This is a genomic window from Parahaliea mediterranea, from assembly GCF_003402235.1.
In the GTDB taxonomy this organism is placed as follows: domain Bacteria; phylum Pseudomonadota; class Gammaproteobacteria; order Pseudomonadales; family Halieaceae; genus Parahaliea; species Parahaliea mediterranea.
Window position 1 is genome coordinate 333,801 of sequence record NZ_QEWO01000004.1, and the last position, 25,869, is coordinate 359,669.

At 65.2% G+C, this 25,869-nt stretch carries 21 protein-coding genes; 10 read left to right on the forward strand and 11 right to left on the reverse strand.

All coding sequences use genetic code 11. From position 1 onward, the window contains the following. Positions 1–3: 3 nt before the first annotated feature. Together DDZ17_RS13795 and DDZ17_RS13800 are read right to left on the reverse strand one after the other, a co-directional pair. Positions 4–1,392, reverse strand: coding sequence for a sensor histidine kinase (locus DDZ17_RS13795; RefSeq protein ID WP_116367538.1), 1,389 nt, complete (start codon positions 1,390–1,392; stop codon positions 4–6). Then, the gene (locus tag DDZ17_RS13800) at positions 1,392–2,060 is read right to left on the reverse strand and encodes a response regulator (RefSeq protein WP_116367539.1); all 669 of its coding nucleotides are present in this window, start codon (positions 2,058–2,060) and stop codon (positions 1,392–1,394) included. Before DDZ17_RS13800 ends, DDZ17_RS13795 begins: the two co-directional genes overlap by 1 nt. A 158-nt stretch (positions 2,061–2,218) precedes the next feature. On the opposite strand from DDZ17_RS13800, the gene DDZ17_RS13805 reads away from it, so the two are divergent. Further along, a complete protein-coding gene (locus tag DDZ17_RS13805) occupies positions 2,219–3,799 on the forward strand; it encodes a SulP family inorganic anion transporter (protein ID WP_116367540.1) in 1,581 nt (526 codons plus the stop codon). Positions 3,800–3,858: 59 nt separating this feature from the next. Here the strand turns inward: DDZ17_RS13805 and DDZ17_RS13810 are convergent, their stop codons facing one another. The 3 genes from DDZ17_RS13810 to DDZ17_RS13820 are packed head-to-tail and all read right to left on the reverse strand — an operon-like array spanning position 3,859 to position 7,482. Continuing rightward, positions 3,859–5,208: a phosphohexomutase domain-containing protein gene (locus DDZ17_RS13810; RefSeq protein ID WP_116367541.1), complete on the reverse strand. Its 1,350-nt coding sequence runs from the start codon at positions 5,206–5,208 to the stop codon at positions 3,859–3,861. 7 nt (positions 5,209–5,215) lie between these two features. Then, positions 5,216–6,043: a UTP--glucose-1-phosphate uridylyltransferase GalU gene (gene galU / locus DDZ17_RS13815; RefSeq protein WP_116367542.1), complete on the reverse strand. Its 828-nt coding sequence runs from the start codon at positions 6,041–6,043 to the stop codon at positions 5,216–5,218. Then, entirely contained in the window at positions 6,040–7,482 is a 1,443-nt protein-coding gene (locus DDZ17_RS13820) for a mannose-1-phosphate guanylyltransferase/mannose-6-phosphate isomerase (protein ID WP_277749321.1), read from the reverse strand. Before DDZ17_RS13820 ends, galU begins: the two co-directional genes overlap by 4 nt. A 262-nt stretch (positions 7,483–7,744) precedes the next feature. Between DDZ17_RS13820 and fabA the strand changes: the two genes are divergently transcribed. Next, positions 7,745–8,260 carry a 3-hydroxyacyl-[acyl-carrier-protein] dehydratase FabA gene (gene fabA / locus DDZ17_RS13825; RefSeq protein WP_116367544.1) on the forward strand — a complete coding sequence of 172 codons (516 nt, stop codon included), beginning with the start codon at positions 7,745–7,747 and terminating at the stop codon, positions 8,258–8,260. Positions 8,261–8,263: 3 nt separating this feature from the next. Further along, positions 8,264–9,490 carry a beta-ketoacyl-ACP synthase I gene (fabB, locus tag DDZ17_RS13830; protein WP_116367545.1) on the forward strand — a complete coding sequence of 409 codons (1,227 nt, stop codon included), beginning with the start codon at positions 8,264–8,266 and terminating at the stop codon, positions 9,488–9,490. Between the two features lie 132 nt (positions 9,491–9,622). Here fabB and DDZ17_RS13835 read toward each other — a convergent pair whose 3' ends face one another. From DDZ17_RS13835 to DDZ17_RS13860, 6 genes are all read right to left on the reverse strand, one after another. Beyond that, a complete protein-coding gene (locus DDZ17_RS13835; protein WP_241505893.1) occupies positions 9,623–10,828 on the reverse strand; it encodes a molybdopterin molybdotransferase MoeA in 1,206 nt (401 codons plus the stop codon). After that, positions 10,825–11,349 carry a molybdenum cofactor biosynthesis protein B gene (gene moaB / locus DDZ17_RS13840; RefSeq protein ID WP_116367546.1) on the reverse strand — a complete coding sequence of 175 codons (525 nt, stop codon included), beginning with the start codon at positions 11,347–11,349 and terminating at the stop codon, positions 10,825–10,827. The genes DDZ17_RS13835 and moaB overlap by 4 nt, the downstream gene beginning before the upstream one ends. 2 nt (positions 11,350–11,351) lie before the next feature. Beyond that, a complete protein-coding gene (locus DDZ17_RS13845; RefSeq protein ID WP_157976638.1) occupies positions 11,352–12,224 on the reverse strand; it encodes a sugar nucleotide-binding protein in 873 nt (290 codons plus the stop codon). Between the two features lie 37 nt (positions 12,225–12,261). Further along, a complete protein-coding gene (gene ssb, locus DDZ17_RS13850; RefSeq protein WP_116367548.1) occupies positions 12,262–12,768 on the reverse strand; it encodes a single-stranded DNA-binding protein in 507 nt (168 codons plus the stop codon). Between the two features lie 188 nt (positions 12,769–12,956). Further along, positions 12,957–14,369, reverse strand: a complete 1,413-nt coding sequence (locus DDZ17_RS13855; RefSeq protein WP_206613549.1) for an NAD(P)/FAD-dependent oxidoreductase — start codon at positions 14,367–14,369, stop codon at positions 12,957–12,959. Further along, positions 14,366–15,595, reverse strand: coding sequence for an MFS transporter (locus tag DDZ17_RS13860; RefSeq protein ID WP_241505905.1), 1,230 nt, complete (start codon positions 15,593–15,595; stop codon positions 14,366–14,368). The genes DDZ17_RS13855 and DDZ17_RS13860 overlap by 4 nt, the downstream gene beginning before the upstream one ends. Before the next feature lie 281 nt (positions 15,596–15,876). Here DDZ17_RS13860 and DDZ17_RS13865 point away from each other — a divergent pair, with 281 nt between their 5' ends. The 7 genes from DDZ17_RS13865 to DDZ17_RS13895 all read left to right on the forward strand — a co-directional run bounded on the left by DDZ17_RS13865 (position 15,877) and on the right by DDZ17_RS13895 (position 25,859). Continuing rightward, positions 15,877–17,073, forward strand: a complete 1,197-nt coding sequence (locus DDZ17_RS13865) for an aspartate aminotransferase family protein (protein ID WP_241505894.1) — start codon at positions 15,877–15,879, stop codon at positions 17,071–17,073. 35 nt (positions 17,074–17,108) lie between these two features. Further along, positions 17,109–18,023, forward strand: a complete 915-nt coding sequence (argF, locus tag DDZ17_RS13870; protein ID WP_116367550.1) for an ornithine carbamoyltransferase — start codon at positions 17,109–17,111, stop codon at positions 18,021–18,023. A 781-nt stretch (positions 18,024–18,804) separates the two neighbouring features. Continuing rightward, complete coding sequence (locus DDZ17_RS13875) at positions 18,805–21,687, forward strand: ribonucleoside-diphosphate reductase subunit alpha (RefSeq protein ID WP_116367551.1); 2,883 nt, start codon at positions 18,805–18,807, stop codon at positions 21,685–21,687. A 63-nt stretch (positions 21,688–21,750) separates the two neighbouring features. Then, entirely contained in the window at positions 21,751–23,049 is a 1,299-nt protein-coding gene (locus DDZ17_RS13880) for a ribonucleotide-diphosphate reductase subunit beta (protein WP_116367552.1), read from the forward strand. Positions 23,050–23,140: 91 nt separating this feature from the next. Next, positions 23,141–23,332, forward strand: coding sequence for a hypothetical protein (locus DDZ17_RS13885; protein ID WP_116367553.1), 192 nt, complete (start codon positions 23,141–23,143; stop codon positions 23,330–23,332). A gap of 482 nt (positions 23,333–23,814) precedes the next feature. Next, on the forward strand, positions 23,815–24,528 hold the full coding sequence (locus tag DDZ17_RS13890) for a response regulator transcription factor (protein ID WP_116367554.1): 714 nt from the start codon (positions 23,815–23,817) through the stop codon (positions 24,526–24,528). Further along, positions 24,525–25,859 carry a FecR domain-containing protein gene (locus tag DDZ17_RS13895; protein ID WP_116367555.1) on the forward strand — a complete coding sequence of 445 codons (1,335 nt, stop codon included), beginning with the start codon at positions 24,525–24,527 and terminating at the stop codon, positions 25,857–25,859. Before DDZ17_RS13890 ends, DDZ17_RS13895 begins: the two co-directional genes overlap by 4 nt. Positions 25,860–25,869 lie beyond the last annotated feature (10 nt).

Consider the following 25,869-nt stretch of genomic DNA (forward strand, 5'->3'; position numbering starts at 1 on the left):
CGCTCAGGCCGCGGCGGCGGCCAGTGCTGGGAACACCACGATAAAGCGCGCCCCGCCGGCGCGCTCCGGCGCCACCACATCCACGCTGGCGCCGTGGGCCAGCGCGATCTCGCGCACAATCGGCAGGCCCAGGCCACAGCCCTCCGGGTTGGTGGTGTTGCAGCGATAAAAGCGCTCGAACAGCCGCGGCCAGTGCGTGGGCGCAATCCCCGGCCCGTCGTCTTCGACGATCAGGATGACCTCCTGCCCCACACACTCCAGCGTGACCCACACGCGGCCCCCGGCGTGCACATAGCGCACCGCGTTCTCCAGCAGGTTCCAGGTCATTTCGCGCAGCAGCATGTACTCACCCAGCACCTCCAGTTCATCCGGTGGCAGGGCCAGATCGACGGTGACGCCCCGGCTCACCACCAGGCCGTGCAATTGCTCGACGACGTCGTTCACCACTTCCACCAGATCCACCGGCTCCACCTGCAAACCGCGCCCCACCGCCGCCTCGGCGCGGGCCAGTTTCATCAGCTGGGCGTTCACGTGAGCCATGCGGTCGGCGGCGCGGGAGGTGGCATCCAGGGCAGAATGCACCGAGGCCAGGTCATCTTCACGCAGGGCCAGCTGGGCCTGCAGCTTGATGCCCGCCAGGGGTGTTTTCATCTGGTGGGAGATGTTGCCGATAAACTGTTCGCGCGAATCCAGCGCCGCCTCCAGCCGGTGCAGCAACTGGTTGGTATTCTCCACAATCAGGTCCACCTCTTCCGGCGCGGAGCGCACCTGTATTGGCGTCAGGTCGCGGGAGGAACGGCGGGCGAGCTCATGGCCCAGCACCAGTAGCGGACGAATACCGCGCTGCACCGCCAGCCCCACCACCAGCAGGGCGGCAATAAAGAACGCCAGCTTGGAGCCCAGCACTTCCGCCAGCAGGGTTTCCACCAGCGGAGTGCGTTTGTTGAGGGTTTCGGCAACGCTGATCACCGCCGCCTCGCCCCCGCCCAGGTCGGCCAGCACACTCACGCTTCGCACCCGGCTGCCATCGATATGGGTGTCGGAAAACACAGGCCCCAGGGCCAACTGCCCGATGTCTGGCTGCAACCAGGCCTGGGGCCGGCCGGCCAGGTATTCGCCGTTCAGGCCGGCCACATGAAAGTAAACGCTGTCGAGCTCATCCCACTCGAACATCTCTATCGCGGTTGGGTCCGCCCGGAAGCGGATCTTGCCATCGTCCTCCTGCACCTCCAGGGCCAGCGAATAGGCCGAGTCCAGCAGCCAGCGGTCGAAAATCTGGTTGGCCGTGTGCAGGCCAATGGCGTAAGACACCAGCGACTCCACCAACAGCAAAAGGAACAGCGGCCCACCCACCAGCAACAGCAGCTGGGCCCTGAGCCCGAGCCTGCGCATCAGGCCTCTTGCTCCAGCAGGTAGCCAACGCCGCGCAGGGTGCGAATCATCAGGCCGCTGCGCTGCAGGCGGCGGCGCAAGCGGTGGACATACACCTCCACCGCGTTATCGCCCACCTCGTCGCCCTGGGTCAGCAGGCGCTGCGCCAGGCGCGCCTTGGTCACCACCCGCGGGCTGTTCAGCGCCAGCGCCTCGAGAATTTCGTACTCGCGGCTGGGCAGCTCCAGGCGTTCGGCCTGCAGCGTGGCCGAGCGGTGAAAAGGCGAAACGCTGAGGGCGCCCACTGTCACCTCGTCCGCCGCCTGGGCATTGCTGCGCCGCAACAGGGCGCGCACCCGCGCCTCGAACTCGCGCAGGTCAAAGGGTTTTTCCAGGTAGTCATCGGCCCCGGCATCCAGCGCAATCACCTGCTGCTCTACCCCGTCCCTGGCGGTGAGCACCAGCACTGGCGTGCGGTCGCGGCGCGAGCGCAGCTTGCGCAGCACCTCTACACCGTCCATGTCGGGCAAGCCCAGGTCGAGGATCACCAGATCCATGTCGTAGGCACACAGCAGGCCATCAGCCCGGGCGCCGTGGGTAACATGGGTAGCGCTGTGCCCCGCCTGGCGGAACGCTTTGAGCAGGCCCTCGGCAATCAGGGGGTCGTCTTCCACCAGCAGAATATTCATGTGCCTCTCAAAAAATGGACCAGCACGTTATGACTCGGCAAAGCCGCCGAAGTTCGCCAGCGCGAAAAAAAAGGAAAAAAGGCGGCGGGTGAAAGGTTGTTGAAAGTTTTGCTCACTAGGCTAGGCGCCCTCGTCCAACTCCAGAGGAAACCGCAGCAATGAGCCTGCACCACCTGAAAAAAGACATCCCCGCCAGCATCGTCGTCTTTTTTGTCGCCCTGCCCCTGTGCCTTGGCGTTGCCCTGGCTTCCGGCGCGCCGCTGTTTGCCGGCCTGATTGCCGGTGTTGTCGGCGGCATCGTTGTGGGGGGCATCAGCCGCTCCGCCCTCGGCGTATCCGGCCCGGCAGCTGGCCTGACGGTGATCGTGCTCAGCGCCATCGAAAGCCTGGGCGCCTATGAAACCTTCCTGCTTGCCGTGGTACTCGGTGGTATTTTGCAGGTAGTGCTCGGCGCACTGCGCGCCGGTGTGTTGGGTTATTTCTTTCCCACCTCGGTGATCAACGGCATGCTGACCGGCATCGGGCTGATTATTATCCTGAAGCAGATACCCTATGCCTTTGGCCTTGGCGACAATGCCACCGGCAACATTGCCATGCTGGAATCAGGCGGCGCCTCTGCGGCCACTTCGCTCGGCGAACTGCTGGCCATGGTGCACCCGGGGGTGATCCTGATCTCCCTGCTGTCCCTTGCCATACTGATTGGCTGGGAAACCCGCCCGGTCAAGCAAAGCCGCTGGCTGGGCATGCTACCGGGGCCGGTGGTGGCCGTATCGGCAGCGGTGCTGCTGCATTTTGCCTTTGCCGCATCCGACTCCCTGGCGCTGCTGCCGGCGCAGCTGGTGAGCGTACCGGTGGCCTCGGGCTTTGGCGAATTTGTCAGCCTGTTCACCCTGCCTGATTTTTCCCAGATCACCAATGCCACGGTGTGGACAGTGGCCATCACCATCGCCGTGGTGGCCAGCCTGGAAACCCTGCTGAGCGTCGAGGCCATCGACAAGATGGATCCGGAAAAACGCACCACACCCACCAACCGCGAGCTGGTGGCCCAGGGCGTGGGTAACAGTGTGTCCGGCCTGATTGGCGGCCTGCCGGTGACCCAGGTGATTGTGCGCAGCTCGGTGAACCTGCAAAGCGGCGCCAAGTCCCGGGCCTCCACCATGATCCACGGCGGCCTGCTGCTGGTGTGTGTTGCCACCCTGCCGCACTGGCTGAATGCCATTCCGCTGGGCGTGCTGGCGGCGGTGCTGCTGGTCACCGGCTACAAACTCGCCAAGCCGGCCCTGTTCCGCAAAATGTGGCACTGTGGCCCGGAGCAGTTCCTGCCCTTTATCGTGACCGTCTCGGCGGTAGTGCTGACAGACCTGCTGACCGGCGTGGGCCTGGGCATGGCGGTTGCCATCCTCGCCCTGCTGCAGCGCAACTACCGCAATTCCCACTTCCTGCACCGTCGGGAAAGCACCGAGCAGGACAACCGGCTGCTGGTAACGCTGCGCCTGGCGGAGGAAGTTACCTTTCTCAACAAGGGCGCCATCCGCAAGGAGTTGAGCAAGATTCCGGGCGGCGCCCATGTGGTGATCGATAAACGTGGCTGTGTCTACGTCAATTACGATGTAGAGGAGGCGCTTGCCGATTTCTGCAGCACCGCCGAGGGCCGCGGGATAAGCGTGGATATTCTCGAACCGGCGCCGGAACCGGACAGCGCAAGCGCGCGCCGCCCGAAACTGCTGGTAGCCGCCTGATCAGAGGCGGCGTCCAGGGCCACCCGGGGTACGGCACCACCGCCCCGGGGGGAGTAGCCTCAAGCGTCCATCAGTGCCAGTAATTCCCGGGTTTTGTCACGCATCAGCGCCGCGTCGGCGCGGGCTTCCACGTTCAGCCGCACCACCGGCTCGGTGTTGGACATGCGCAGGTTAAAACGCCAGTCGGCAAAGCACATGCTCAGGCCATCCACCTTTTCCACCGCCTCGGCGGCATCGGCATAGCGCGCCTCCACCATGGCCAGCACGGCGGCCGGGTCGTCGATGGTGCGGTTGATCTCGCCGCTGCAGGGGAAGGCCACCATGCGCTCGGCCACCATGGCCGACAGGGTCTTGCCGTGCTGGGCCATCAGGCCGGTCACCAGCAGCCAGGGGATCATGCCGCTGTCGCAGTAGGCGAAGTCGCGAAAATAATGGTGGGCACTCATCTCGCCGCCGTAGATCGCATTCTCCTTGCGCATGCGCTCCTTGATGAAGGCGTGGCCGGTCTTGCTCTGGATGGGTGTGCCGCCAAGCTGCTCGGTGATGGCCACGGTGTTCCAGGTCAGGCGCGGGTCGTGCACGATGCCGGCCCCCGGCTCCTTCTGCAAAAACGCCTCAGCCAGCAGCCCCACCAGGTAGTAGCCTTCGATAAAGGCGCCGTTTTCATCAAAGAAAAAACAGCGGTCGAAGTCGCCGTCCCAGGCAATGCCAAGGTCGGCACCCTGCTCGCGCACCGCCGCAATGGTGGCGCTGCGGTTTTCTTCCAGCAGGGGGTTGGGCACCCCGTTGGGAAAGTTGCCATCGGGCTCGTGGTGCAGCTTGATGAAGGTAAAGGGCAAGTGCGGTTCGAGCAGGTCGATGATGCGACCGGCGCCGCCGTTGCCGGCATCCACCACAATCTTGAGCGGCTTCAGGGCGGCCACATCGACATAGCCGAGCAGGTGCTCAATGTAGGCGGCATCGGTATCCAGCGCGTGCAACTCGCCGCGCCGGGCCGCCGGCGTAAAGTTGTTGCGCTCGGCCAGGTCGCGAATATCGAATAGCCCGGTATCGCCGGAAATGGGCTTGGAGGACTCGCGCACGAACTTCATGCCGTTGTAGTCCTTGGGGTTGTGGCTGGCGGTAACCGCGATACCACCGTCCATACCGGCGTGAGAGGTGGCGAAGTAGATCTCCTCAGTGCCACTTAAGCCAATGTCGTACACATCGACCCCCTGCTCCATCAGCCCTTCGCTCAGCGCCGCCTTGATGGCCTCCGAGGTAAGGCGGATGTCGTGGCCCACCACCACTTTGCGCGGCTTTACCACCTCGGCATAGGCGCGGCCGATACGGCGGGCGATGTCTTCGTTGAGTTGGTCGGGAATGCGCCCGCGTACGTCGTAGGCCTTGAAACAGGTGATGCTATCCACGGATTGGCTATCCCTTGCTGTAGATGTTTTCGTAGACATAGTTGGTGGCCTCGACAAAGCCCGGCACGCTGCCGCAGTCGAAGCGCCGGCCCTTGAATTTGTAGGCCATCACGCAGCCCTGTTTGGCCTGGGTCTGCAGGGCGTCGGTCAGCTGCACCTCGCCGTTGGCGCCGGGGGGCGTGTCGCGGATGATGTCGAAGATATCCGGGGTCAGGATGTAGCGGCCGATGATGGCGAGGTTGGAGGGGGCGTCCGCCGGGTCCGGCTTCTCCACCATTTCATCCACCCGGTAAATGCCGTCCTTCAAGGGTTCGCCGGCAATTACCCCGTACTTGTTCACTTCGTCCTTCGGCACTTCCTGGATGGCGACAATGGAGCAGCGAAACTGCTTGTACAGCTCGGCCATCTGCGACAGCACGCCGGGGCCGTCGTTGATGCACAGGTCATCCGAAAGAATCACGCCGAAGGGGTCGTTGCCCACCAGCGACTGCCCGGTCAGGATGGCGTGACCCAGGCCCTTCATCTCCCGCTGGCGCACCATGGTGAAGATGCCGTTGTCGAGCACGTTGCGGATGCTCTCCAGGTACACCTCCTTGCCGGAGCCGGCAATCTGGTGCTCCAGTTCAAAGTTGATGTCAAAGTGGTCGGCAATGGCGCGCTTGCCGCGGCCGGTGACCATGGCGCAGGTGTTCATGCCCGCCTCGATGGCTTCCTCCACCCCGTACTGCACCAGCGGCTTGTTGACGATGGGCAGCATTTCCTTGGGCATGCTTTTGGTGGCGGGCAGGAAGCGGGTGCCGTAGCCAGCAACCGGAAACAGGCATTTGGTGATCATGCATCGTTCTCCTTGGTGGGGTCGGATGATTCTGCACCACGACCGTAAACATCTTCAAAGCGCACAATGTCGTCTTCACCCAAATAGGTTCCGGACTGCACTTCAATCAGCTCCAGCGGGATGCGGCCGGGATTGGCCAGGCGGTGCTTGTGACCGAGGGGGATGTAGGTGGACTCGTCCTCGGCCAGCATGAAAACGCGGTCTTCGCAGGTGACTTCCGCCGTGCCGTGCACCACGATCCAGTGCTCCGCACGGTGGTGGTGCATCTGCAGGGAGAGCTTCTGGCCGGGGTTGACGATGATGCGCTTGACCTGGAAGCGCTCGCCCTCCACCAGGGATTCATAGGAGCCCCAGGGGCGGTAGACCTTGGCGTGCAGCTCGGCCTCGGGGCGCTGCTGGGCCTTCAGGGCAGTCACCAGGCGCTTGACGTCCTGCACCTGGTTGCGATCGGCCACCAGCACCGCGTCGGAGGTTTCCACCACCACCAGGTCCTTAACCCCGGTGGCGGCCACCAGGCGCGAGTCGCTGCGGAAGTAGCTGTTGCTGCAGTTGTCCAGCAGCACATCGCCGCTGGCCACATTGCCCTGCCCGTCGCGCTCGCCCACTTCCCACAGGGCAGACCAGGCGCCGATATCCGACCAGCCGCAGTCCAGCGCCACCACGCCACCGGCGTCGGTGTGCTCCATCACGGCATAGTCGATGCTGTCGGAGGGGCAGCGAGCGAAGGCTGATGCGTCGGGGCGCACAAAGTCCAGGTCGCTGGCGGCGCCTTCCATGGCCTCGCGGCAGGCGCTGAGCATGGCCGGGGCGTGCTGCGCCAGCTGGGCGAGGTAGCTGTCGGCCCGCAGCAGGAACATGCCGCTGTTCCACAGGTATTCGCCGCTGTCCAGGTAGCCCTGGGCGGTGGCGGCGTCGGGCTTCTCGACGAAGCGATCGAGGTCAAACACGCCCTCGCCCACCGTCGCGCCGCGGCGAATGTAGCCATAGCCGGTTTCGGGCGTGGCGGGCACCACGCCAAAGGTCATCAGGCGGCCGGCCTCGGCCAGCGGCAGGGCGGCGCTCACCGCGGCGCCGAAGGCCGCTACCTGCTGGATCAGGTGATCCGCCGGCAGCACCAACATCACCGCCTCCGGATCCAGCGCCTGCAGGTGCAGGGCGGCCAGGGCCACGGCGGGGGCGGTGTTGCGCCCGGACGGTTCCAGTATCAGCGCCGTCGGGTCGATGTCGATCTGGCGCAGCTGCTCGGCCACCATGAAGCGGTGCTCTTCGTTGCACACCACCAGCGGCGCCGCCGCCGACAGGCCGCCGGTGCGCTGCAGGGTGGCCTGCAGCATGGAAAACTCCCCCGCCAGGGGCAGCAATTGTTTGGGATGAAGTTCGCGGGAGACGGGCCAGAGTCGGCTCCCGACTCCTCCGGACAGCAATACCGGGACTAGCATAGTTTTCCTTGGCGTCATTGGCCCGCCACGGCGGGCTGGCAGGGAGTCTAGCAATATCCGGGCCGACCCCCACGGGGCCGACCATGTTAGCCGATAGCCGGCGCGCAGAGCCAGCCGGCGGCGCGCTGGACTTGTGGGCCGCAACCATTAGAATGGGCACGCTTGAACCATCGACACCCCTGGCCGGCCTGCACCAAACCGGCCATCACCCGCCCAAAACCGGCGCGCCCACCGTGCGAATCAGGGCACAACTGGAATCACTATGACCGGAAAAAGCGCTTACGCCAAAGAGGAACTCATCGCCTGCGGAAACGGCGATCTGTTCGGCCCCGGCAACGCCCAGCTCCCCATCGACAACATGCTGATGCTGGACCGTATCATCCACATTGCCTCCGAAGGCGGAAAGTACGGCAAGGGCGAGATTATCGCCGAGCTGGATATCCACCCGGACCTGTGGTTCTTCCAGTGCCACTTCCCCGGTGACCCGGTAATGCCCGGCTGCCTGGGGCTTGATGCCATGTGGCAGCTGGTGGGCTTTTTCCTGGGCTGGCGCGGCAACCCCGGTCGCGGCCGCGCCCTGGGCTCCGGTGAAGTGAAATTTACCGGGCAGATCCTGCCCAGCGCCAGCAAGGTGACTTACCACATTCACATGAAGCGGGTGATCGAGCGCAAACTCATCATGGGTATCGCCGACGGCACGGTCGCTGTCGACGGTAAAGAGATCTACCACGCCGCCGACCTGCGGGTCGGCCTGTTCAGTTCCACGGAGTCCTTCTAGGCCATGTCCAGACGAGTAGTAGTCACCGGGCTGGGCATTGTGTCCTGCCTGGGCAACGATGCGCAGACTGTCACCGAAGCCCTGCGCGAGGGCCGCTCCGGCATTTCGCTGCGCCAGGAACAGATCGACATCGGCATGCGCTCGCACATCGCCGGCGCTCCCGCGATCGACCTGTCTGAACACATCGACCGCAAGCAACTGCGCTTTATGGGCGACGCCGCCGGCTACGCCTATATCGCCATGCAGCAGGCCATTGCCGACAGCGGGCTGGAGGAAAAGGAAATCTCCAGCGAGCGCACCGGCATCATCGCCGGCTCCGGCGGCGCCTCCTCCGCCAGCCAGACCGAGGCCGCCGACATTCTGCGTGAGCGCGGCCTGCGCCGGGTTGGCCCCTACCGGGTCACCCAGACCATGGGCAGCACCGTCTCCGCCTGCCTGGCCACCCCCTTCAGAATCAAGGGGGTGAACTACTCCATCTCCTCCGCCTGTTCCACCAGCGCCCACTGCATTGGCAACGCCATGGAGCAGATTCAAATGGGCAAGCAGGACATTGTGTTCGCCGGCGGCGGCGAGGAGCTGCACTGGACCCTGTCCAGCCTATTTGACGCCATGGGCGCCCTGTCCACCAAGTACAACGACACCCCCGAACGCGCCTCGCGCGCCTACGACGCCGACCGCGACGGTTTTGTCATCGCCGGCGGCGGCGGCATGCTGGTGCTGGAAGAGCTGGAACACGCCAAGGCTCGCGGCGCGAAGATCTACGCCGAACTGGTGGGCTACGGCGCCACCTCCGACGGCTACGACATGGTGGCCCCCTCCGGCGAAGGCGCGGTGCGCTGCATGCGCCAGGCCCTGGCCACCGTGGAGGGTGCGGTGGACTACATCAACGCCCACGGCACCTCGACGCCTGCGGGTGACATCCAGGAGCTGAAGGCGGTGCGCACCGCCTATGAAGACCGAGACCACATTCCGGTGATCGGCTCCACCAAGTCTCTCTCTGGCCATTCACTGGGGGCCGCGGGTGTGCAGGAGGCCATCTACTCCCTGCTGATGCAGCAGGCCGGCTTTATTGCCGCCTCGGCCAATATCGAGAACCTGGATCCGGAGGCGAAAGGCCTGCCCATCGCAACCACGCGCCACGACAACGTGGACCTGCAGAGGGTGATGTCCAACAGCTTTGGCTTTGGCGGCACCAACGCGTCGCTGGTGTTCCAGAAACTGGCCGGGTAAATCCAGCCCCTTGCAGCGCGGGGCCCAGCCGGTCTCGCCTGCCAATCCCGTCTGCCAATCCCCCGTCTGCCAATCCCACCTATTAGCCTCGCCTGCCAGAAAAGCCGGCAGGCTTTATAGCCTGACCGCCGGCTACACCAGCGAATCGAAAAGCAATACCTCCACCGTCTCCCCTTCTGCCACCGTGGCTCCCGCCGGCACTACCGCCAGGCCATCGCTGTAGCACACCGAGCTCAACACGCCCGAGCTCTGGTTGGGGAAACGCCGCGCCACCAGTTCACCCCCCGCCCGCTCCAGGGTCACCCGCAGATACTCCTGCCGCCCACCCGGGCGTGGCACTGCAAAGCCCGCCCTGGCGAGCACCGCCAGCGGTTCTACATTCGTCACCCCCTGGGCCCGCAGCAACCAGGGCCGGGCGATCAAACAGAAGGTGACAAAGCTGGAGGTCGGGTTGCCCGGCAGGCCGATGAAGGGCGTGCCACACACCTGGCCAAAGGCCAGCGGCTTGCCCGGCTTGATGGCAAGGCGCCAGAGGCTGAGTTCGCCGAGGCGCTCAACCTGGGCCTTGACGTGGTCTTCCTCGCCCACCGAAACACCGCCAGAGGTAATGATACAGTCCGCCTGGCCTGCCAAAGTCTGCAGGGCCGCCGCGGTGGCCGGGCCATGGTCCGGCAGAATCCCGCCATCAACCACCGTCATGCCCAGGCGCTGCAGCAAACCGCTCAGCAGGTAGCGATTGGAATTGTAGAGCTGGCCGGGACGCAGTGCGCCGCCCGGCTCAACGAGTTCGTCACCGGTGGAGGCCACCGCCACACGCAGCGGCCGGTAGGTGGCCACGGCAGCAACGCCAATGGACGCCAGCAGGCCGATGTCCTGGGGACGCAGGCGGTGCCCCGCCGCCAGCACGGAGGCCCCGCGGGCGATGTCCTGGCCACGTGGGCGCAGGTTGTCGCCGGGGTGAACGGCGCCGTCAACATGCAGCTGGCCATCGACCTCCCGGCAATTCTCCTGCATCACCACCGCATCGGCACCCGCCGGGATGGGCGCGCCAGTGAAGATGCGCGCCGCGGTGCCACTGGCCAGCGGCCGGGGGGCGGTGCCGGCGGGAATGCGCTGGCTGACGGGCAGGGCGGTGCCGGCGGCGAGATCGGCAACGCGCAGGGCATAGCCGTCCATGGCGCTGTTGTCTTCCGGCGGCACGTCCACGGCGGCGGTAATGGTTTGTGCCAGCACGCCGCCCAGGGCTTCCAGTAACGGCCGCTGTGCGGCGGCAGTGGCCGGCGCGACCGCCGCCAGCATCTGCGCCAGCGCGTCGCTTACCGGCACCAGGGGCTTCACGGGCTGTGGCTTCTTACGCCCAGCACGCCGACAAAGTTGCAGGGGCGGTGGGTGCCATCGAGCTGTTCGCGAATCAGGCCTTCCCAGGCAGTGCGGCAGGCGCCAGTGGAGCCCGGCATGCAGAAGATGACGGTGTCGTTGGCAAAGCCCGCCAGCGCCCGGGACTGGATGGTGGATGAGCCAATTTCATCGAAAGACAGGGCGCGAAAGACCTCGCCAAAACCGTCGATGCTTTTATCGAACAGGGGGGTCACGGCCTCCGGGGTGGAGTCGCGCCCGGAAAACCCGGTGCCGCCGGTCACCAGCACGGCGTTCACCGAGGCATCAGCAATCCAGGCGGAGAGCACGGCGCGAATCTGGTAGATGTCGTCGCGCACAATGGCCTTGCCGGCGCAGCGGTGGCCCGCCTCTTCCAGCGCCGCCACCAGGTACTGGCCGGAGGTGTCGCTGTCTTCGCTGCGCGTATCCGACACGGTCAAAACCGCGATGCCAAGTGAGGCCGCTTCGGTTGCCGCTGTCATGCTCAAGTCTCCGTGGATTTCAGGTGATCAAAATAGTGTTTTACCGCATCCGCCACAAAACCGCGCCAGGGCACCTGCTTTATGGCGAAGGTGTTGCGCAGGCGGTTGCAGTCGAGGCGGCGGCTCAGGGTGTGGCCGGCTTCCTGTTCCCGCAGGGTAACGGCCTGGGGGCCAAACTCGGAGAACTGGGACGCCGCCGCCAACAGCACCTCGGCAAACTCGTAGCAGTGGGTGGCGTCGGAGCTGGCGTAGTGAAAGGCGCCCCAGCTGCTGGCGCCGGCGCTCAACTGGTCGAGCACACCGGCGACCACCCGGGCGGCATCCTGGGAGGGCACCGGGCAGCCCCGCAGGCTGTTGTCGAGGGTGAGGGTGCCGCCCTGCATCAACTGGCCCAGCATGTGGGTCATCACGTTGCGCCCGCGGTGGGAAAACACCGGCCCCAGGCGCAGCAGCAGGTGACGCTCGCAGGTCTGGGCGATGAGTTCCTCGCCGCGCTGCAACATCTTGCCGATGGTTTCACCGCTGTCGGGCACGTCCTGTTCGGTGTAGGGGCGCTCCTGTTCACCGGCAAAGACCCGCGCGCTGGACAGCATCAGGTAGATGGCGCCGTTGCGCTGGCAGGCCTTGGCCAGCCAGTGGCAGCGCTCTACATCGAGGTCGAACAGTTGCTCGCCGCTGTCCACCGCGCCCTGCAGACGGGCGTCCACCACCACGTCGGGGCGCGAACGACGCACCGCCTTTTTGGCGTGACGCTCGCTGCGCCAGCGACTGGCGGCAAAGCCGATGGATTCAAGCTCGTGACGCCCCGCGCGGCTGAGCTGCTGTTCCAGCGCGTAGCCGAGCGAGGTATCGGAGCCGATAAGCAGTACACGCACCCGCAGCTATCCCTGATCGTGGCAACCGCAGGCTGGATTAGAACGGAATATCGTCGTCGTAGTCGGCAAAGTCGTTGGGGGCGCTCTGGGGCGCCTGTTGCGGCGCCGATTGCTGGGCCGGGGCCTGGCGGGAGGGTTGCTGCTGGGGGGCGCCGCCGCCGTAACTGCCGCCCTGGGACGGGCTGTAGTCGCCCTGGCCGGCGCCGCGGCTGTCCAGCATCTGCATTTCGCTGGCCACGATTTCGGTGGTGTAGCGATCCTGGCCGTCCTGGCCCTGCCACTTGCGGGTGCGCAGGGAACCTTCCACATACACCTTGGAGCCTTTGCGCAGGTACTCGCCGGCGATCTCCGCCAGGCGGTTGAAGAACACCACCCGGTGCCATTCGGTGCGCTCTTGGGGCTGGCCGGTCTGCTTGTCTTTCCAGGTTTCGGAAGTGGCCAGGCTGACATTGGTCACGGCGCCACCGGAGGGCATGTAGCGGGTCTCGGGATCCTGGCCGAGATTGCCCACCAGAATGACTTTGTTCACGCCGCGTGAGGCCATGATGCTTCCCCTGTGAAGAGCAGATGAGTAACGGTAATCGAGCCGGGGACTATAGCAATCACACCCGCCAAATGCGACTGTCAGTGGGCCTGCAAGTCCATCGGAAGCAACCTGCGCCCGGCCAAATGAGGCGCCGGAAGCGGCGCGGCAGGTCTTTAACGGGCCTTGAACAGTCCCACAATGTGCTACTAGCCGCGCAGGGCAGCCAGCGCCGCCGACGCCCCCCGCCACAGGCGGCGCTGCCAGCGCGGCGCGCCAGCCGCGCAGGCGGACTCCTCCCGCCCGAGGACGTGGTCGGTGGCCTTGTACACCAGCCAGCGCAGGGGTTCCGGCTCCCAGCGACGCAGCGTGCGAGCGGGCAGGCCGCGGTGCGCCCAGGGCGCGCGAGCCAGGTCACTGTCGCGCGCCAGCACCAGGTCCACCAGCGTGCGCGCCAGCAGGTTGGAGGCCCCAACCCCTTCGCCAAGGTAGCCCCCGGCAGTGCCAAAGCCGCTGGCGGCATCGAACACCGCGTGGGGGCAACCGCGCCGGGGAATGCCCAGGGTGCCGCCCCAGCAGTGGGTGACGGCCACGCCTTCCAACTGGGGCAGGCAGGCGCGCATCAGCCGGGCGATGCCGGCAAAGGCGGCAGCGTCGCCGCTGAAGTCCGCCCGCGGCTGGCCGCCATAGCGGTAGCTGCCCCGGGAACCGAACACCAGACGGTTATCGGCCCGGCGCTGGGCGTAGGTAATGAGGGGGCTGGCGTCGGAGAACACTTCGCCACCGGCAAGCCCGATTGTCGCCCACTGGGCCTCGCTCAGGGGCTCGGTGGCCAGCACCCGGCTCTGCACCGGCAGTACGTGGCGGCGCTGGGCGGGTAAATCCCAGCTGAAACCCTCCACCGCCATCAGGCGCACCGGGGCGCGCACCCGGCCCTTGGCGCAGTGCAATTCCCCGCCGGCCTGCCCTATCACCGGGCTGTGCTCGAACACATCCACCCCCAGCCGCTCCACACAGGCCGCCAGGGCACGCACCAGCTTGGCCGGGTGAATGCGCGCAATGTGCGGTGTATAAATGGCACCCAGGGGCTGGTGCAGGCGCAGGCGCGCAGCGAGCTCGTCCCCGGCCAGCCAGCGGTAGTCCGCCTCGCTGTAACCGAGGGCGCGGTAGTGATCCAGGTGGGCAAGCTGGGTTGCGCGCTGCTCGGGGTAGCGGGCGGCGGCAAACAGGCCACCGCCTCGGTGGTAGTCGCAGTCGATCCCCTCCCGCGCCAGCACCGCCTCAACCTCGGGCAGGATGCCAAGAATCGCCTGCCGCGCCCGCTGGCGGGCCTCGCGGGCAAGCCCGGCCAGCAGCGTGGCCTCGCCCTCCAGGGCCGCCATCAGCCAGCCGCCGTTGCGGCCGGAGGCCCCGAAGCCGCAGACATCCCGTTCCAGCACGCAAACACGCAAAGCGGGCGCCAGGCGCTTCAGGTAGTAGGCCGTCCACAGGCCGGTGTAGCCGCCGCCGACCAGGGCGACATCGTAATCGTGTGCGTCCTGCAACGGTGGGCGCGGTGGCTGCGGCCCCAGTTCCGCCATCCACAGGCTAATGTCAGGGAAGGTTGGCGGGGCGATGCTCACGGATGTGGCATCTCGCCCTCGGCGCCCTCCAGCGCATGCACGCCGCTGGCGTAGGCCATACGGGGCAATGCCAGCAGCAGCCAGCCCAGCACCAAGGCGAGGCACAGCAGCAACAGAGCGTGAGCGCCCCACCACTGCAGCAGAACGCCCCCCGCTGCACCGCCGGCAAAGGCGCCAAGAAACTGGCAGGTTGAATACAGGCCAAGGGCCGTGCCGCGACCGCGGGGCGACACCGCCTTGCTCACCAGCGATGGCAGGGTCGCCTCCAGGTAATTAAAGCCGATAAAGAACAGCCACAGGCCGAGCCACACCAGCAGCCCCCGGGGCGGTGCCACCAGCAGCGACAGGGCCAACGACAGCAGCATCAGGCCCACCGCGAAGGCGGCGCGGGGGCGGGCGCCGCGCTCTGCCCAGCGCATCAACGGCACCACCCCCAGCAGAGACAGCAGCACCACCGCCAGGTACACCTGCCAGTGGCTTTCGCGGGCCATGGCCAGCGCGCCCTCCAGCACTCCGGGGATTACCAGAAAGGCCGCCATCAGGGTGAAATGAAGAATGAACACGCCGGCATTCAGGCGCAGCAACTCCGGGTCGGCGAGACTGCGCAGGATGAGATTGCCACGGGCACCCACCTCGTTGTGCTCGCGCGCCGGCGCCGAAGTCGGCACCACAAACAGCACCACGGCTATGCCGCCGAGGGCCAGCGCCACGGTCAGGTAGAACACGGCCGACAAGCCGCCCCAGGCCGCCACCAATGGCCCGATCACCAGGGCGAGGGTAAAGGCGAGGCCGATGCTGGCGCCGACAATGGCCATGGCCTTGGTGCGCTGTTCGTCGCGGGTCTGGTCGGCCACCAGGGCCATCACCGTGCCGGCAATGGCGCCGGCCCCCTGCAGGGCGCGGCCGAGGATAACGCCGGGAAGCGATTCCGCCATGCCCGCCACCAGGCTGCCCAGGGCAAACAGCAGCAGGCCGCCGACAATCACCGGCCGGCGGCCGATGCGGTCCGACAGCCAGCCAAGGGGGATTTGCAGCAGGGCCTGGCTGAGGCCGTAAATGCCAAGCGCAAGGCCGATCAGCGCCGGGCTGGCGCCGCGCAGCTCGGTGGCGTACACCGCCAGCAACGGCAGCACCATAAACAGGCCCAGCATGCGAAAACTGTAGAGCAGAGCAAGCGCAGAAACCGTGCGTCGCTCAAGGGCGTTCATTGGCTGGCGGGTAATCACGGACAATGTCTTTCCTCAGGGCGCGGCTATGGTAGCAGCTAAGGCCAGACGGCACATCCACCCAATTGCCAGCCCCCGGCTTTGGGTCTATAGTTGATGGTTTCGAGGCAGCCAACCGCTGCCTTTTTGCTTTTCTGGCCCTGGGGCTGGCCTGGCTTACGCCCCAGGCCAGCGGCAGGATGTACAACCGGCGCCTGACCTAGAACTAGAACTAGAACTAGAACCAGAACCAGGCCAGAACCCCAACCCAGGATAAACCAAGAGAGGAACCAGCTGTGGCCGTGCCAGCCCCCGCACCCGCCGTCGACGCGGTACCACCCCTGATGCCCACCTACGCCAGATTGCCCGTCAGCTTCGTGCGCGGCGAAGGCGTCTACCTGTTCGACAGCGACGGCCGACGCTACCTGGACGCCATCGCCGGCATCGGCGTCAACGCCCTCGGCCATGCCCACCCGGCGCTGGTGGCGGCGGTGCAGGAGCAGGCCGCGCGGCTGATCCACACCTCCAACCTCTACCGCATTGCCGAGCAGGAGGCCCTGGCCGCCAGCCTCTGCACCGTGTCGGGCATGCAGAGCTGCTTTTTCGGCAACTCCGGCGCCGAGGCCAACGAGGCCGCCATCAAGCTGGCCCGGCTGTACGGCCACCAGCGCGGCGTGGACAAGCCCACCATCATCGTGATGGAGCGCTCCTTCCACGGCCGCACCCTGGCCACCCTGAGCGCCACCGGCAACCGCAAAATCCAGGCCGGCTTTGAGCCGCTGGTGAGCGGCTTTGTGCGCGCCCCGCTGAACGACATCCAGGCGGTGCGCCAGATTGCCGCCAACAACCCCGACGTGGTGGCGGTGCTGCTGGAGCCGATTCAGGGCGAGGGCGGCCTGCGCCCGGCGGACGAGGCCTACCTACAGGCGCTGCGCGCGCTGTGCGACAGCCAGCAATGGCTGCTGATGCTGGACGAGGTGCAAACCGGCAACGGCCGCACCGGCAGCTACTTTGCCTACCAGCAACTGGGCTTTACCCCGGATGTGGTAACCACCGCCAAGGGCCTGGGCAACGGCCTGCCCATTGGCGCCTGCCTGGCCCGTGGCGAGGCCGCCCACCTGTTCAGCGCCGGCCACCACGGCTCCACCTACGGCGGCAACCCGCTGGTGTGCGCCGCCGCCAACACCGTGGTGAACACCATTGTGAAGGAGGGCCTGGCACAGCAGGCGGCCCAGCGCGGCGAGCAGCTGCGCGCCGCACTGGCGCGGGAACTGGCCGACGACAACCGCGTGGTGGACATTCGCGGCCGCGGCCTGATGGTGGGCGTGGAGCTGGATCGGGACTGTGGCGCGCTGGTGGCCCTGGCCCTGGAACAAGGCCTGCTGGTGAACGTCACCGCCGGCAATGTGCTGCGCCTGCTGCCGCCGCTGATCATCAGCGAAGCCGAGGTGGACGCGCTGGCCGCGGCCATTGGCGCCCTACTGCGCGCCTACCACTGACACCCGATCTGCAACGACAAGCAAAGAGAACTGCCATGGCCCAGGTACGCCACTTCCTGACTCTCCAGGACCTAAGCCCCGCCGAACTGCAGGCGGTGCTGGCGCGCGCCAGTGAAATGAAGCAGGAACACCGCGCCGGCCGCGACCAGCGCCAGTTCCCGGGCGCCGTACTGGCCATGATCTTCGCCAAGTCCTCCACCCGTACCCGGGTGTCCTTCGAGGCGGGCATGGCCCAACTCGGCGGCCACGCCATGTTCCTATCCCCCAACGACACCCAGCTGGGCCGCGGCGAACCGGTAGAAGACAGCGCGCGGGTGATCTCCTCGATGGTGGACATTGTGATGATCCGCACCTTCGGCCACGACATTGTGGAGCGCTTTGCCGCCCACTCCAGCGTGCCGGTGATCAATGCCCTCACCGATGACTTTCACCCCTGCCAGCTGCTGGCGGACATGCAGACCTACCAGGAACACCGCGGCAGCATCGCCGGCAAAACCGTGTGCTGGGTGGGGGATGGCAACAATATGTGCCAGTCCTACATCAATGCCGCCGAGCGCTTCGACTTCCAGCTGCGCATCGCCTGCCCCCCGGGCTACGAACCCGACGCCGCCCTGCTGGCGCAACACGCCGACCGGGCCGTGGTGGTGCACGCGCCACACGAGGCCGCCGCGGGCGCCGACCTGCTGGTGACTGATGTATGGGCCTCCATGGGCCAGGAGGACGAGCAGCGCGAGCGGGCTGCGCAGTTCGCCCCCTACCAGGTGAACCGTGAGCTGCTTGCGGTGGCCGCCCCCGATGCCCTCTACATGCACTGCCTGCCCGCCCACCGCGGCGAGGAGATCAGCGCCGAGCTGATGGACGCCCCTGACACGGTGATCTGGGACGAGGCCGAAAACCGCCTGCACGCCCAGAAAGCGCTGATGGAATTCCTGCTGAAGGCCAATCGCTAAAGGCCGCGCCGGGCGGCAAATAACCAGCCCGTCTATACAACGCGCTTTTCATAAAAAATAAATCGAACGGCCACATTTCGCCGCGCTGCCGTCTCCCCGGCCGCGGCCCCGCGTATTTGGCGGGCTGACAGGTAAGTAGGCGCAGACCTTGAAGCTGCCCACACGTTATCCACAGCATAAACCCACTCTCGTACCCTTGAACTGCCCCGCCACTCGCATTATCTTGTAGGCAACTCAGCACCAAACCCCAAGATATAGGGTGTCACTGTTGAATTTTGCACCACATCGGCCTCCCGATCCGGTCGGCGAGCGCCACAGCGGTGCAGGTGGCGAAGGCTGGCAAACAGCCCTTCGCCCCACCGGACCCAGCGGTCGCGGCCCAGCAGGGCCCGACCCGACGATAACGCCGGGCCGGACACCGGACACGGAGAGAACGTAGGGAGCACAGCGCCAAAGCAAACCGGCGCGCACAATCAGGGGAAGACCGGCGGCCGCCTGGCGCGGCTGCCATCTCGGGCCCACGCCCGGGGTTGCGGGGTATAGCCACCAGCCCCTTCCCACCTCCCGACCATTTTCGCCGCGGCTCTTTGGGGCCCGGCGGGCAGTAGTTGCCCGGCATTGCGCTGGGCGAGCGCGGTACACCGGCAACAAACAAGGCAGCGGTAAGCCGACAACAACAAACAGCCTGCGGGCTGCCGGATACGGCAAGTAAAAAGAATCTCGTTCACGGTCCAACAAAAGCGGTCAGAAACAGGCGCAGGCCACCCACATCGGAGCACATATGCAGACAGAAACCAGCCAGAGCGGCCGTTCGGCCGACAAACCCGTCACCCCACGCGAAGACAGCGGCGTCAGCGCCAATATCGCGGCCACCGCCCCCGGCCAGTTGCGCGTGATCAAGCGCAACGGCACCGTGGTGTCCTTCGAGGCGAGCAAGATCTCGGTGGCCATCACCAAGGCCTTCCTGGCCGTGGAAGGCGGCACCGCCGCCGCCTCCAGCCGCATTCACGAAACGGTGGCCAAGCTCACCGAACAGGTGACCGGCACCTTCCTGCGCCGCATGCCCTCTGGCGGCACCGTGCACATTGAAGACATCCAGGACCAGGTGGAACTGGCCCTGATGCGCGCCGGCGAGCACAAGATCGCCCGCGACTACGTGATCTACCGCGAAGAGCAGTCGCGCAAGCGCGCCGCCCGCCAGGCCCTGTCGCCCGCCACCCAGAAGGCCGCCGGCGGCATCAACGTGATCCAGAGCGACGGCAGCAAGGCCCCCCTGGACATTGAGCGCCTGCACACCATCATCTGCGAGGCCTGCGCCGGCCTGTCCGATGTCAGCGAGACCCGCATCCTCGATGAAGCCCTGAAAAACCTCTACGACGGGGTGACTGCCAAGGAGCTGTCCACCTCCCTGGTGATCACCGCCCGTACCCTGATCGAACAGGAGCCCAACTACAGCTACGTCGCCGCCCGCCTGCTGTGCGACAACCTGCGCGCCGAGGCCCTGTCCTTCCTGGGCGTGGCCGAAAGCGCCACCCAGGCCGACATGGACCGCTTCTATGCCCAGGCCCTGCCCGCCTATGTTGAGCGCGGCGCCGCCCTGGAACTGGTGTCCCCGGCCCTGAAGGACTTTGACCTGGAGCGCCTGGGCCAGGCCCTGCTGCCCGAGCGCGACCTGCAGTTCACCTACCTCGGCCTGCAGACCCTGTACGACCGCTACTTCATCCACAGCGAGGAAACCCGCTTCGAGCTGCCGCAGATCTTCTTCATGCGCGTGGCCATGGGCCTGGCGGTGGAAGAGGACGACAAGAACGCCCGTGCCATCGAGTTCTACGAGCTGCTGTCCTCCTTCGACTACATGAGCTCCACCCCCACCCTGTTCAACGCCGGCACCCTGCGCCCGCAGCTGTCCTCCTGCTACCTGACCACAGTGCCGGACGACCTGCGCGGCATCTACGGCGCCATTCAGGATAACGCCATGCTGAGCAAATTCGCCGGCGGCCTGGGCAACGACTGGACACCCGTAAGGGGCCTGGGTTCCTACATCAAGGGCACCAACGGCAAGAGCCAGGGCGTGGTGCCCTTCCTCAAGGTGGTGAACGACACCGCCGTGGCGGTGAACCAGGGCGGCAAGCGCAAGGGCGCGGTGTGTGCCTACCTTGAAACCTGGCACATGGACATCGAGGAGTTCGTGGAGCTGCGCAAGAACACCGGCGACGATCGCCGCCGCACCCACGACATGAACACCGCCAACTGGATCCCCGACCTGTTCATGAAGCGGGTGTTCGACGACGGCGAGTGGACCCTGTTCTCCCCCAACGACGTGCCCGACCTGCACGACCTCTACGGCACCGCCTTCGAGGAGCGCTACACCCACTACGAGGAACAGGCCCGCGCCGGCAAGCTGAAGCTGCACAAGAAAGTGCGCGCCCAGAACCTGTGGCGCAAGATGCTCGGCATGCTGTTCGAGACCGGCCACCCCTGGATGACCTTCAAGGACCCCTGCAACCTGCGCAGCCCGCAGCAGCACGTGGGTGTGGTGCACTCCTCCAACCTGTGCACCGAGATCACCCTCAACACGAAGGCCAATGAAGAGATCGCCGTGTGCAACCTGGGCTCGGTCAACCTGCCCCAGCACATCGACGAGAACGGCCTGAACCTGGAGAAGCTGGAGAAAACCGTGCGCACCGCCGTGCGCATGCTGGATAACGTGATCGACATCAACTACTACTCCGTCGACACCGCCCAGAACTCCAACTTCAAGCACCGCCCGGTGGGCCTGGGCCTGATGGGCTTCCAGGACGCCCTGTACAAGCAACACATTGCCTACGGCTCCGACGACGCGGTGACCTTTGCCGATCGCTCCATGGAGGCCATCAGCTACTTCGCCATCGAGGCCTCCAGCGAGCTGGCCACCGAGCGCGGCAGCTACTCCAGCTACGAAGGCTCCCTGTGGAGCCAGGGCGTGTTCCCCATCGACTCCCTGGACATCCTCGAGCAGCAGCGCGGCGCCGACTACATCCAGATCAACCGCGACGCGACCCTGGACTGGGACAGCCTGCGCGCCAAGGTAAAGGCCCAGGGCATGCGCAACTCCAACGTCATGGCGATCGCCCCCACCGCGACCATCGCCAACATCACCGGGGTGTCGCAGTCCATCGAGCCGACCTACCAGAACCTGTACGTGAAATCGAACCTGTCCGGCGAGTTCACCGTGGTCAACCCCTACCTGGTGCGCGACCTGAAGGCGCGCAAGCTGTGGGACGGGGTGATGGTCAACGACCTCAAGTACTACGACGGCAGCGTGCAGCACATCGACCGCGTACCGGCGGACCTGAAAGCCATCTACGCCACCGCCTTCGAGGTGGAGCCGCGCTGGTTGGTGGACGCCGCCAGCCGCCGCCAGAAGTGGATCGACCAGGCCCAGTCACTGAACCTGTACATCAACAATGCCAGCGGCAAAAAGCTCGACATCACCTACCGCATGGCCTGGTTCAGCGGCCTGAAGACCACCTACTACCTGCGCTCGCTGGCCGCCACCGGCACCGAGAAGTCCACCATCAGCACCGGCAACCTGAATGCCGTGTCGGCTGAACAGGGCGGCGGCCCGGCACCGGTGCCGGCAGCCTGCTCGCTGGATGACCCGGACTGCGAGGCCTGCCAGTAAGGCAGGCCCCAGCGCCAACCGAGAGAACACACGAGAACGCAGACAAAAGCAGGGAACTGATCAATGCTGAATTGGGACGACTACCACCAGGAAGAAACACCCGCCGCCAAGGCCGCCAAGACAGCGGCGCCGGCCAACCCCGCCATTGCCGAGGCGGCAGTAAACGCTGAAGCCGCAGCAAAAACCGAAGCGCCGGCACAGGCACAGGCCGCCGTGCAGGCCGAGCCAGCACCCGCCGAGGACAGCGCGGCAGCCCAGGTGGCCGCCGACAACGTTGCCGAGGCCGCCCGCGCCCTGGAGAACATGGACGTGGCCCCCGGCCTGGAAGAGCTGGAAATGGGCGCCGCCCGGGTCTCGGTGGACGAGAAGGCAATGATCAACTGCCGCGCCGACCTCAACCAGCTGGTGCCCTTCAAATACGACTGGGCCTGGCAGAAATACCTGGACGGCTGCGCCAACCACTGGATGCCCCAGGAAATCAACATGACCGCCGACGTGGCCACCTGGAAAAGCTCGGATGGCCTGAGCGAAGACGAGCGCCGCATCGTCAAGCGCTCACTGGGCTACTTTTCCACCGCCGACTCGCTGGTGGCCAACAACCTGGTGCTGGGCATCTACCGCCTGATCACCAACCCCGAGTGCCGCCAGTACCTGCTGCGCCAGGCCTTCGAGGAGGCCATCCACACCCATGCCTACCAGTACTGCATCGAGTCGCTGGGCATGGACGAGGGCGAGGTGTTCAACATGTACCGCGAGGTACCCTCTGTCGCCAAAAAAGCCACCTGGAGCCTGTCTCACACCCACCACCTGTCGGACCCGGCCTTCAAGACCGGCACCGTGGAGGCTGACCAGACCCTGCTGCGCAACCTGATCGGCTTCTACGCCGTGACCGAGGGTATCTTCTTCTACTGCGGCTTTACCCAGATCCTGTCCATGGGCCGGCGCAACAAGATGACCGGCGTGGCGGAGCAGTTCCAGTACATCCTGCGCGACGAGTCCATGCACCTGAACTTCGGCATCGACGTGATCAACCAGATCAAGCTGGAAAACCCCCACCTGTGGACCGACGCCTTCAAGCAGGAAGTGATCCAGATGATTCTGGAGGGCACCCAGTTGGAAATCGAATACGCCCGCGACACCATGCCGCGGGGCGTGCTGGGCATGAACGCGGCCATGATGGAGGAGTACCTGCACTTCATCGCCAACCGCCGCCTGTCGCAACTGGGCCTGCCGGAGCAGTTCCCCGGCGCGGCCAACCCCTTCCCGTGGATGAGCGAGATCATGGACCTGCGCAAGGAGAAGAACTTCTTCGAGACCCGGGTCATCGAGTACCAGACCGGCGGCGCCCTGAGCTGGGATTGATGGCCCGTCACAGACCCGGCGCCCTGCGCGCCGGGTGTTCCGCAAGCGTATCCAATAACAGGCAGCCAACCGGCAAGACGAGGGACACCCAATGGATGACCGCGACAAAACGCCAAAGGATAGTGAAACGGTACTGATGGCGCTGGACCAGATCAGCCAGACCATCGATGTGATGACCAGTGTGGTGGGCCGCCTGCGCACTTATGTGCAGGAGGAGGCCGCCAGCGCCGGCAAGCAACCCAACCTGCAGGAGGAGATGCGGCCAGACCGCGTGCTGCACTAGGCCCCGCCGGCAAAACAGCCCTCCACGGCATCGGTTGCACCGATGCCGCAGCCTCCTCTCCCCCGCTGTTTTCTCCCTCGCTGTTTTCTCCGCCGCCGCGCTCGCGGGGGTGCCCGCACTTGATGTATCCCATGCGGGCTCCCGGCGGGCTGCACCAGTAATCAAAACCAGAGCCTCGCACCGATGGCATGCATCTGCCAGGGTCTGGCTGTTTACATTTATTATTTACAAAGCTTTTACAATTTGTCGAGTACGCCGGAATTCAGCCGTTATAACCTGCCACAAGACAGTAAAAACCGTGCAAAAAATGCGTCCCGCAAGCACTGACCGCCCCAAAACAGGGCATGATCCAGGTCACACTCCGGAGGTTGCAATCTGTGGCAGGCTCAGTCGCCGTGTTATTTTCGTGACAACACAACAGCCAAGCTACGTACATAACGCCAGGAAGGGATGCCATGTGAACGCGTTATCAAAGCCAATCTATGCCAACGACATTGATACCAAAGTCCGATTACCGCATCGGCGTTTTAGAGGATGAACTCCCACAGGCCGAGATGTTGGCGGAGTGGCTGGCATCCTATGGCTACGACGTTTTCCATGCCGACAGCCGCAAAACGTTTTTACAAACCCTGAGCGACAATCCGGTCGATGCCATCGTGCTCGACTGGTGCCTGCCCGACAGCGAGGGCATCGAGGTGCTGTCGGAACTGCGCCAGCAACTGCAGTTTACCGGCCCCATTCTTTTCACCACCGCGCGCAACGATGAACGGGATATTGTCCAGGCCCTGGTCAGCGGCGCCGACGACTACCTGGTCAAACCCCTGCGCAAGGCCGAATTCCTGGCCCGCCTGCTATCTGCCATGCGACGCAGCAGCGATGTGCCAACAGGGATTATCAACCTCGGCCCGATTGAAATAGACTGCGAGAACAAGTCGGTCAGGCTGGACGGCGTTGCCGTTGAGCTGACCCCCACTGAGTACCGGCTCATTGAGTGCCTGGGCAAACATCCCGGCGCCCTGCTGTCGCGCCAGTACCTGTTGAACGAGGTGTGGAACGTATCAGCCAGCCTGGATACCCGTACGGTAGACATTTACATCGGCCGTTTGCGCAGAAAGCTCAACATCGGCCCTGCCACGGGCTATGTCATCCGGTCTGTGTACCGCCACGGTTATCGCCTGGAGAAAATCGAGCAATGAGACTACGTGCATTCCTGCCCGGCATCGCCGGGCTGGCGCTGTGCGCGCTGGCCACCCACGCCGTTGCCGGGGACTGGCTCTACTTTGCCAAGCAGGGCGATACCGCCTGGGATCTGTGCCAGAAGTACACCAGCAAAAATGGCTGCTGGATTGAACTCATCAAGTACAACAACATAAGCAATGACCGGGAAATTCCAGTCGGCACGAAGATACGGATTCCGGCGCAATGGATATCCCGGCCTATCGTGGTGGGCACGGTTTTGTCCGTCAATGGCGACGTTCAGGTGCAGCGCAACAACACGGATACCGAATCACTCTCAACCGGCGCCAATTTGCTTCTCGGCGATGTCATCATCGCAACTGAAGGTTCTGCCCGCATCCGTCTCGGAGCGGACAACAGCCTGCTGATTCGCCCCAACAGCACCCTGCGCCTGGAAAACCTGAGCGAACACACCTCACCCCGGCAGGCCAATGAGCTGCGCCTGCCCCGCGGCAAGGTGGAAGTCGATGTTGTGCCTGGGCGCGGTACCTTATTTGAAATCGGCACGCCTTCCGCAGTCGCGGCTGTTCGCGGCACCCGCTACCGCGTCATCAGTGATGACAGTACTCAGGTGGAAACACTGGCCGGTGCTGTCGCGGTGGCATCGGGAGAATCCAGTCTGGTAGCTGCCGGGCAGGGTATCAAGGTCGCCAGAGATGGGCGCGCCGGCCCCGCCATCGCATTGCCACCGGCTCCTGTACTTTCCAGTACACGTTATGCCGGCCGCCTGCCGATCCAGGTCGACTGGACACCTGTTGACGGCATCAATGCCTGGAACATCGATCTGTTCAGCCAGGCCTCCAACGGCGCGCTGACACACACGCTGAACGGCGAGGGAGCCCAAGCCACTATTTCTGGCCTCAATGAAGGCTGCTACTCGGCCCAAGCCAGCCTAATCAGCTCAGAGGGGTTTCGTGGGCCAACCACCGACCTGGAAATTTGCGTCGAACCCGGTCTCGGGCCAATCGAGCGATTGACCATCGACAAGATTAGCGACGCCTCTGGCAAGGACAAGCGCCGCATCAGCTGGGCACCGCTGGAAGACGCCGTCGAATACCGTGTCGAAATTGCCTCCGATGCGAACTTCGCCAGTAACCTCGTTACTCGCTCGGTCCGCGATACCGCCATTACTGTGCACGATCTGCCACGCGGCAAACTGTACGTTCGGGTGACCCCCATCGATAACAAAGGCTACAGCGGGCAAAAAGCCGAGCCGACAGCGTTTAACTACTGGGACATCACTGGCGCAAGCCTGTTCTTTGCCGCCCTCGCTCTATTGCTGTTGCTCTAGTCGGACAAGC

What these genes read in the sequence shown, in the direction of transcription:
- galU (WP_116367542.1), bottom strand. Translation starts at nt 6,043, where the DNA reads ATGATCACCAAATGCCTGTTTCCGGTTGCTGGCTACGGCACCCGCTTC.
- fabB (WP_116367545.1), top strand. Translation starts at nt 8,264, where the DNA reads ATGTCCAGACGAGTAGTAGTCACCGGGCTGGGCATTGTGTCCTGCCTG.
- ssb (WP_116367548.1), bottom strand. Translation starts at nt 12,768, where the DNA reads ATGGCCTCACGCGGCGTGAACAAAGTCATTCTGGTGGGCAATCTCGGC.
- DDZ17_RS13890 (WP_116367554.1), top strand. Translation starts at nt 23,815, where the DNA reads ATGCCAACGACATTGATACCAAAGTCCGATTACCGCATCGGCGTTTTA.
- fabA (WP_116367544.1), top strand. Translation starts at nt 7,745, where the DNA reads ATGACCGGAAAAAGCGCTTACGCCAAAGAGGAACTCATCGCCTGCGGA.
- moaB (WP_116367546.1), bottom strand. Translation starts at nt 11,349, where the DNA reads ATGACAGCGGCAACCGAAGCGGCCTCACTTGGCATCGCGGTTTTGACC.
- DDZ17_RS13895 (WP_116367555.1), top strand. Translation starts at nt 24,525, where the DNA reads ATGAGACTACGTGCATTCCTGCCCGGCATCGCCGGGCTGGCGCTGTGC.
- DDZ17_RS13880 (WP_116367552.1), top strand. Translation starts at nt 21,751, where the DNA reads ATGCTGAATTGGGACGACTACCACCAGGAAGAAACACCCGCCGCCAAG.
- DDZ17_RS13885 (WP_116367553.1), top strand. Translation starts at nt 23,141, where the DNA reads ATGGATGACCGCGACAAAACGCCAAAGGATAGTGAAACGGTACTGATG.
- DDZ17_RS13805 (WP_116367540.1), top strand. Translation starts at nt 2,219, where the DNA reads ATGAGCCTGCACCACCTGAAAAAAGACATCCCCGCCAGCATCGTCGTC.
- DDZ17_RS13795 (WP_116367538.1), bottom strand. Translation starts at nt 1,392, where the DNA reads ATGCGCAGGCTCGGGCTCAGGGCCCAGCTGCTGTTGCTGGTGGGTGGG.
- DDZ17_RS13875 (WP_116367551.1), top strand. Translation starts at nt 18,805, where the DNA reads ATGCAGACAGAAACCAGCCAGAGCGGCCGTTCGGCCGACAAACCCGTC.
- DDZ17_RS13820 (WP_277749321.1), bottom strand. Translation starts at nt 7,482, where the DNA reads ATGCTAGTCCCGGTATTGCTGTCCGGAGGAGTCGGGAGCCGACTCTGG.
- DDZ17_RS13800 (WP_116367539.1), bottom strand. Translation starts at nt 2,060, where the DNA reads ATGAATATTCTGCTGGTGGAAGACGACCCCCTGATTGCCGAGGGCCTG.
- argF (WP_116367550.1), top strand. Translation starts at nt 17,109, where the DNA reads ATGGCCCAGGTACGCCACTTCCTGACTCTCCAGGACCTAAGCCCCGCC.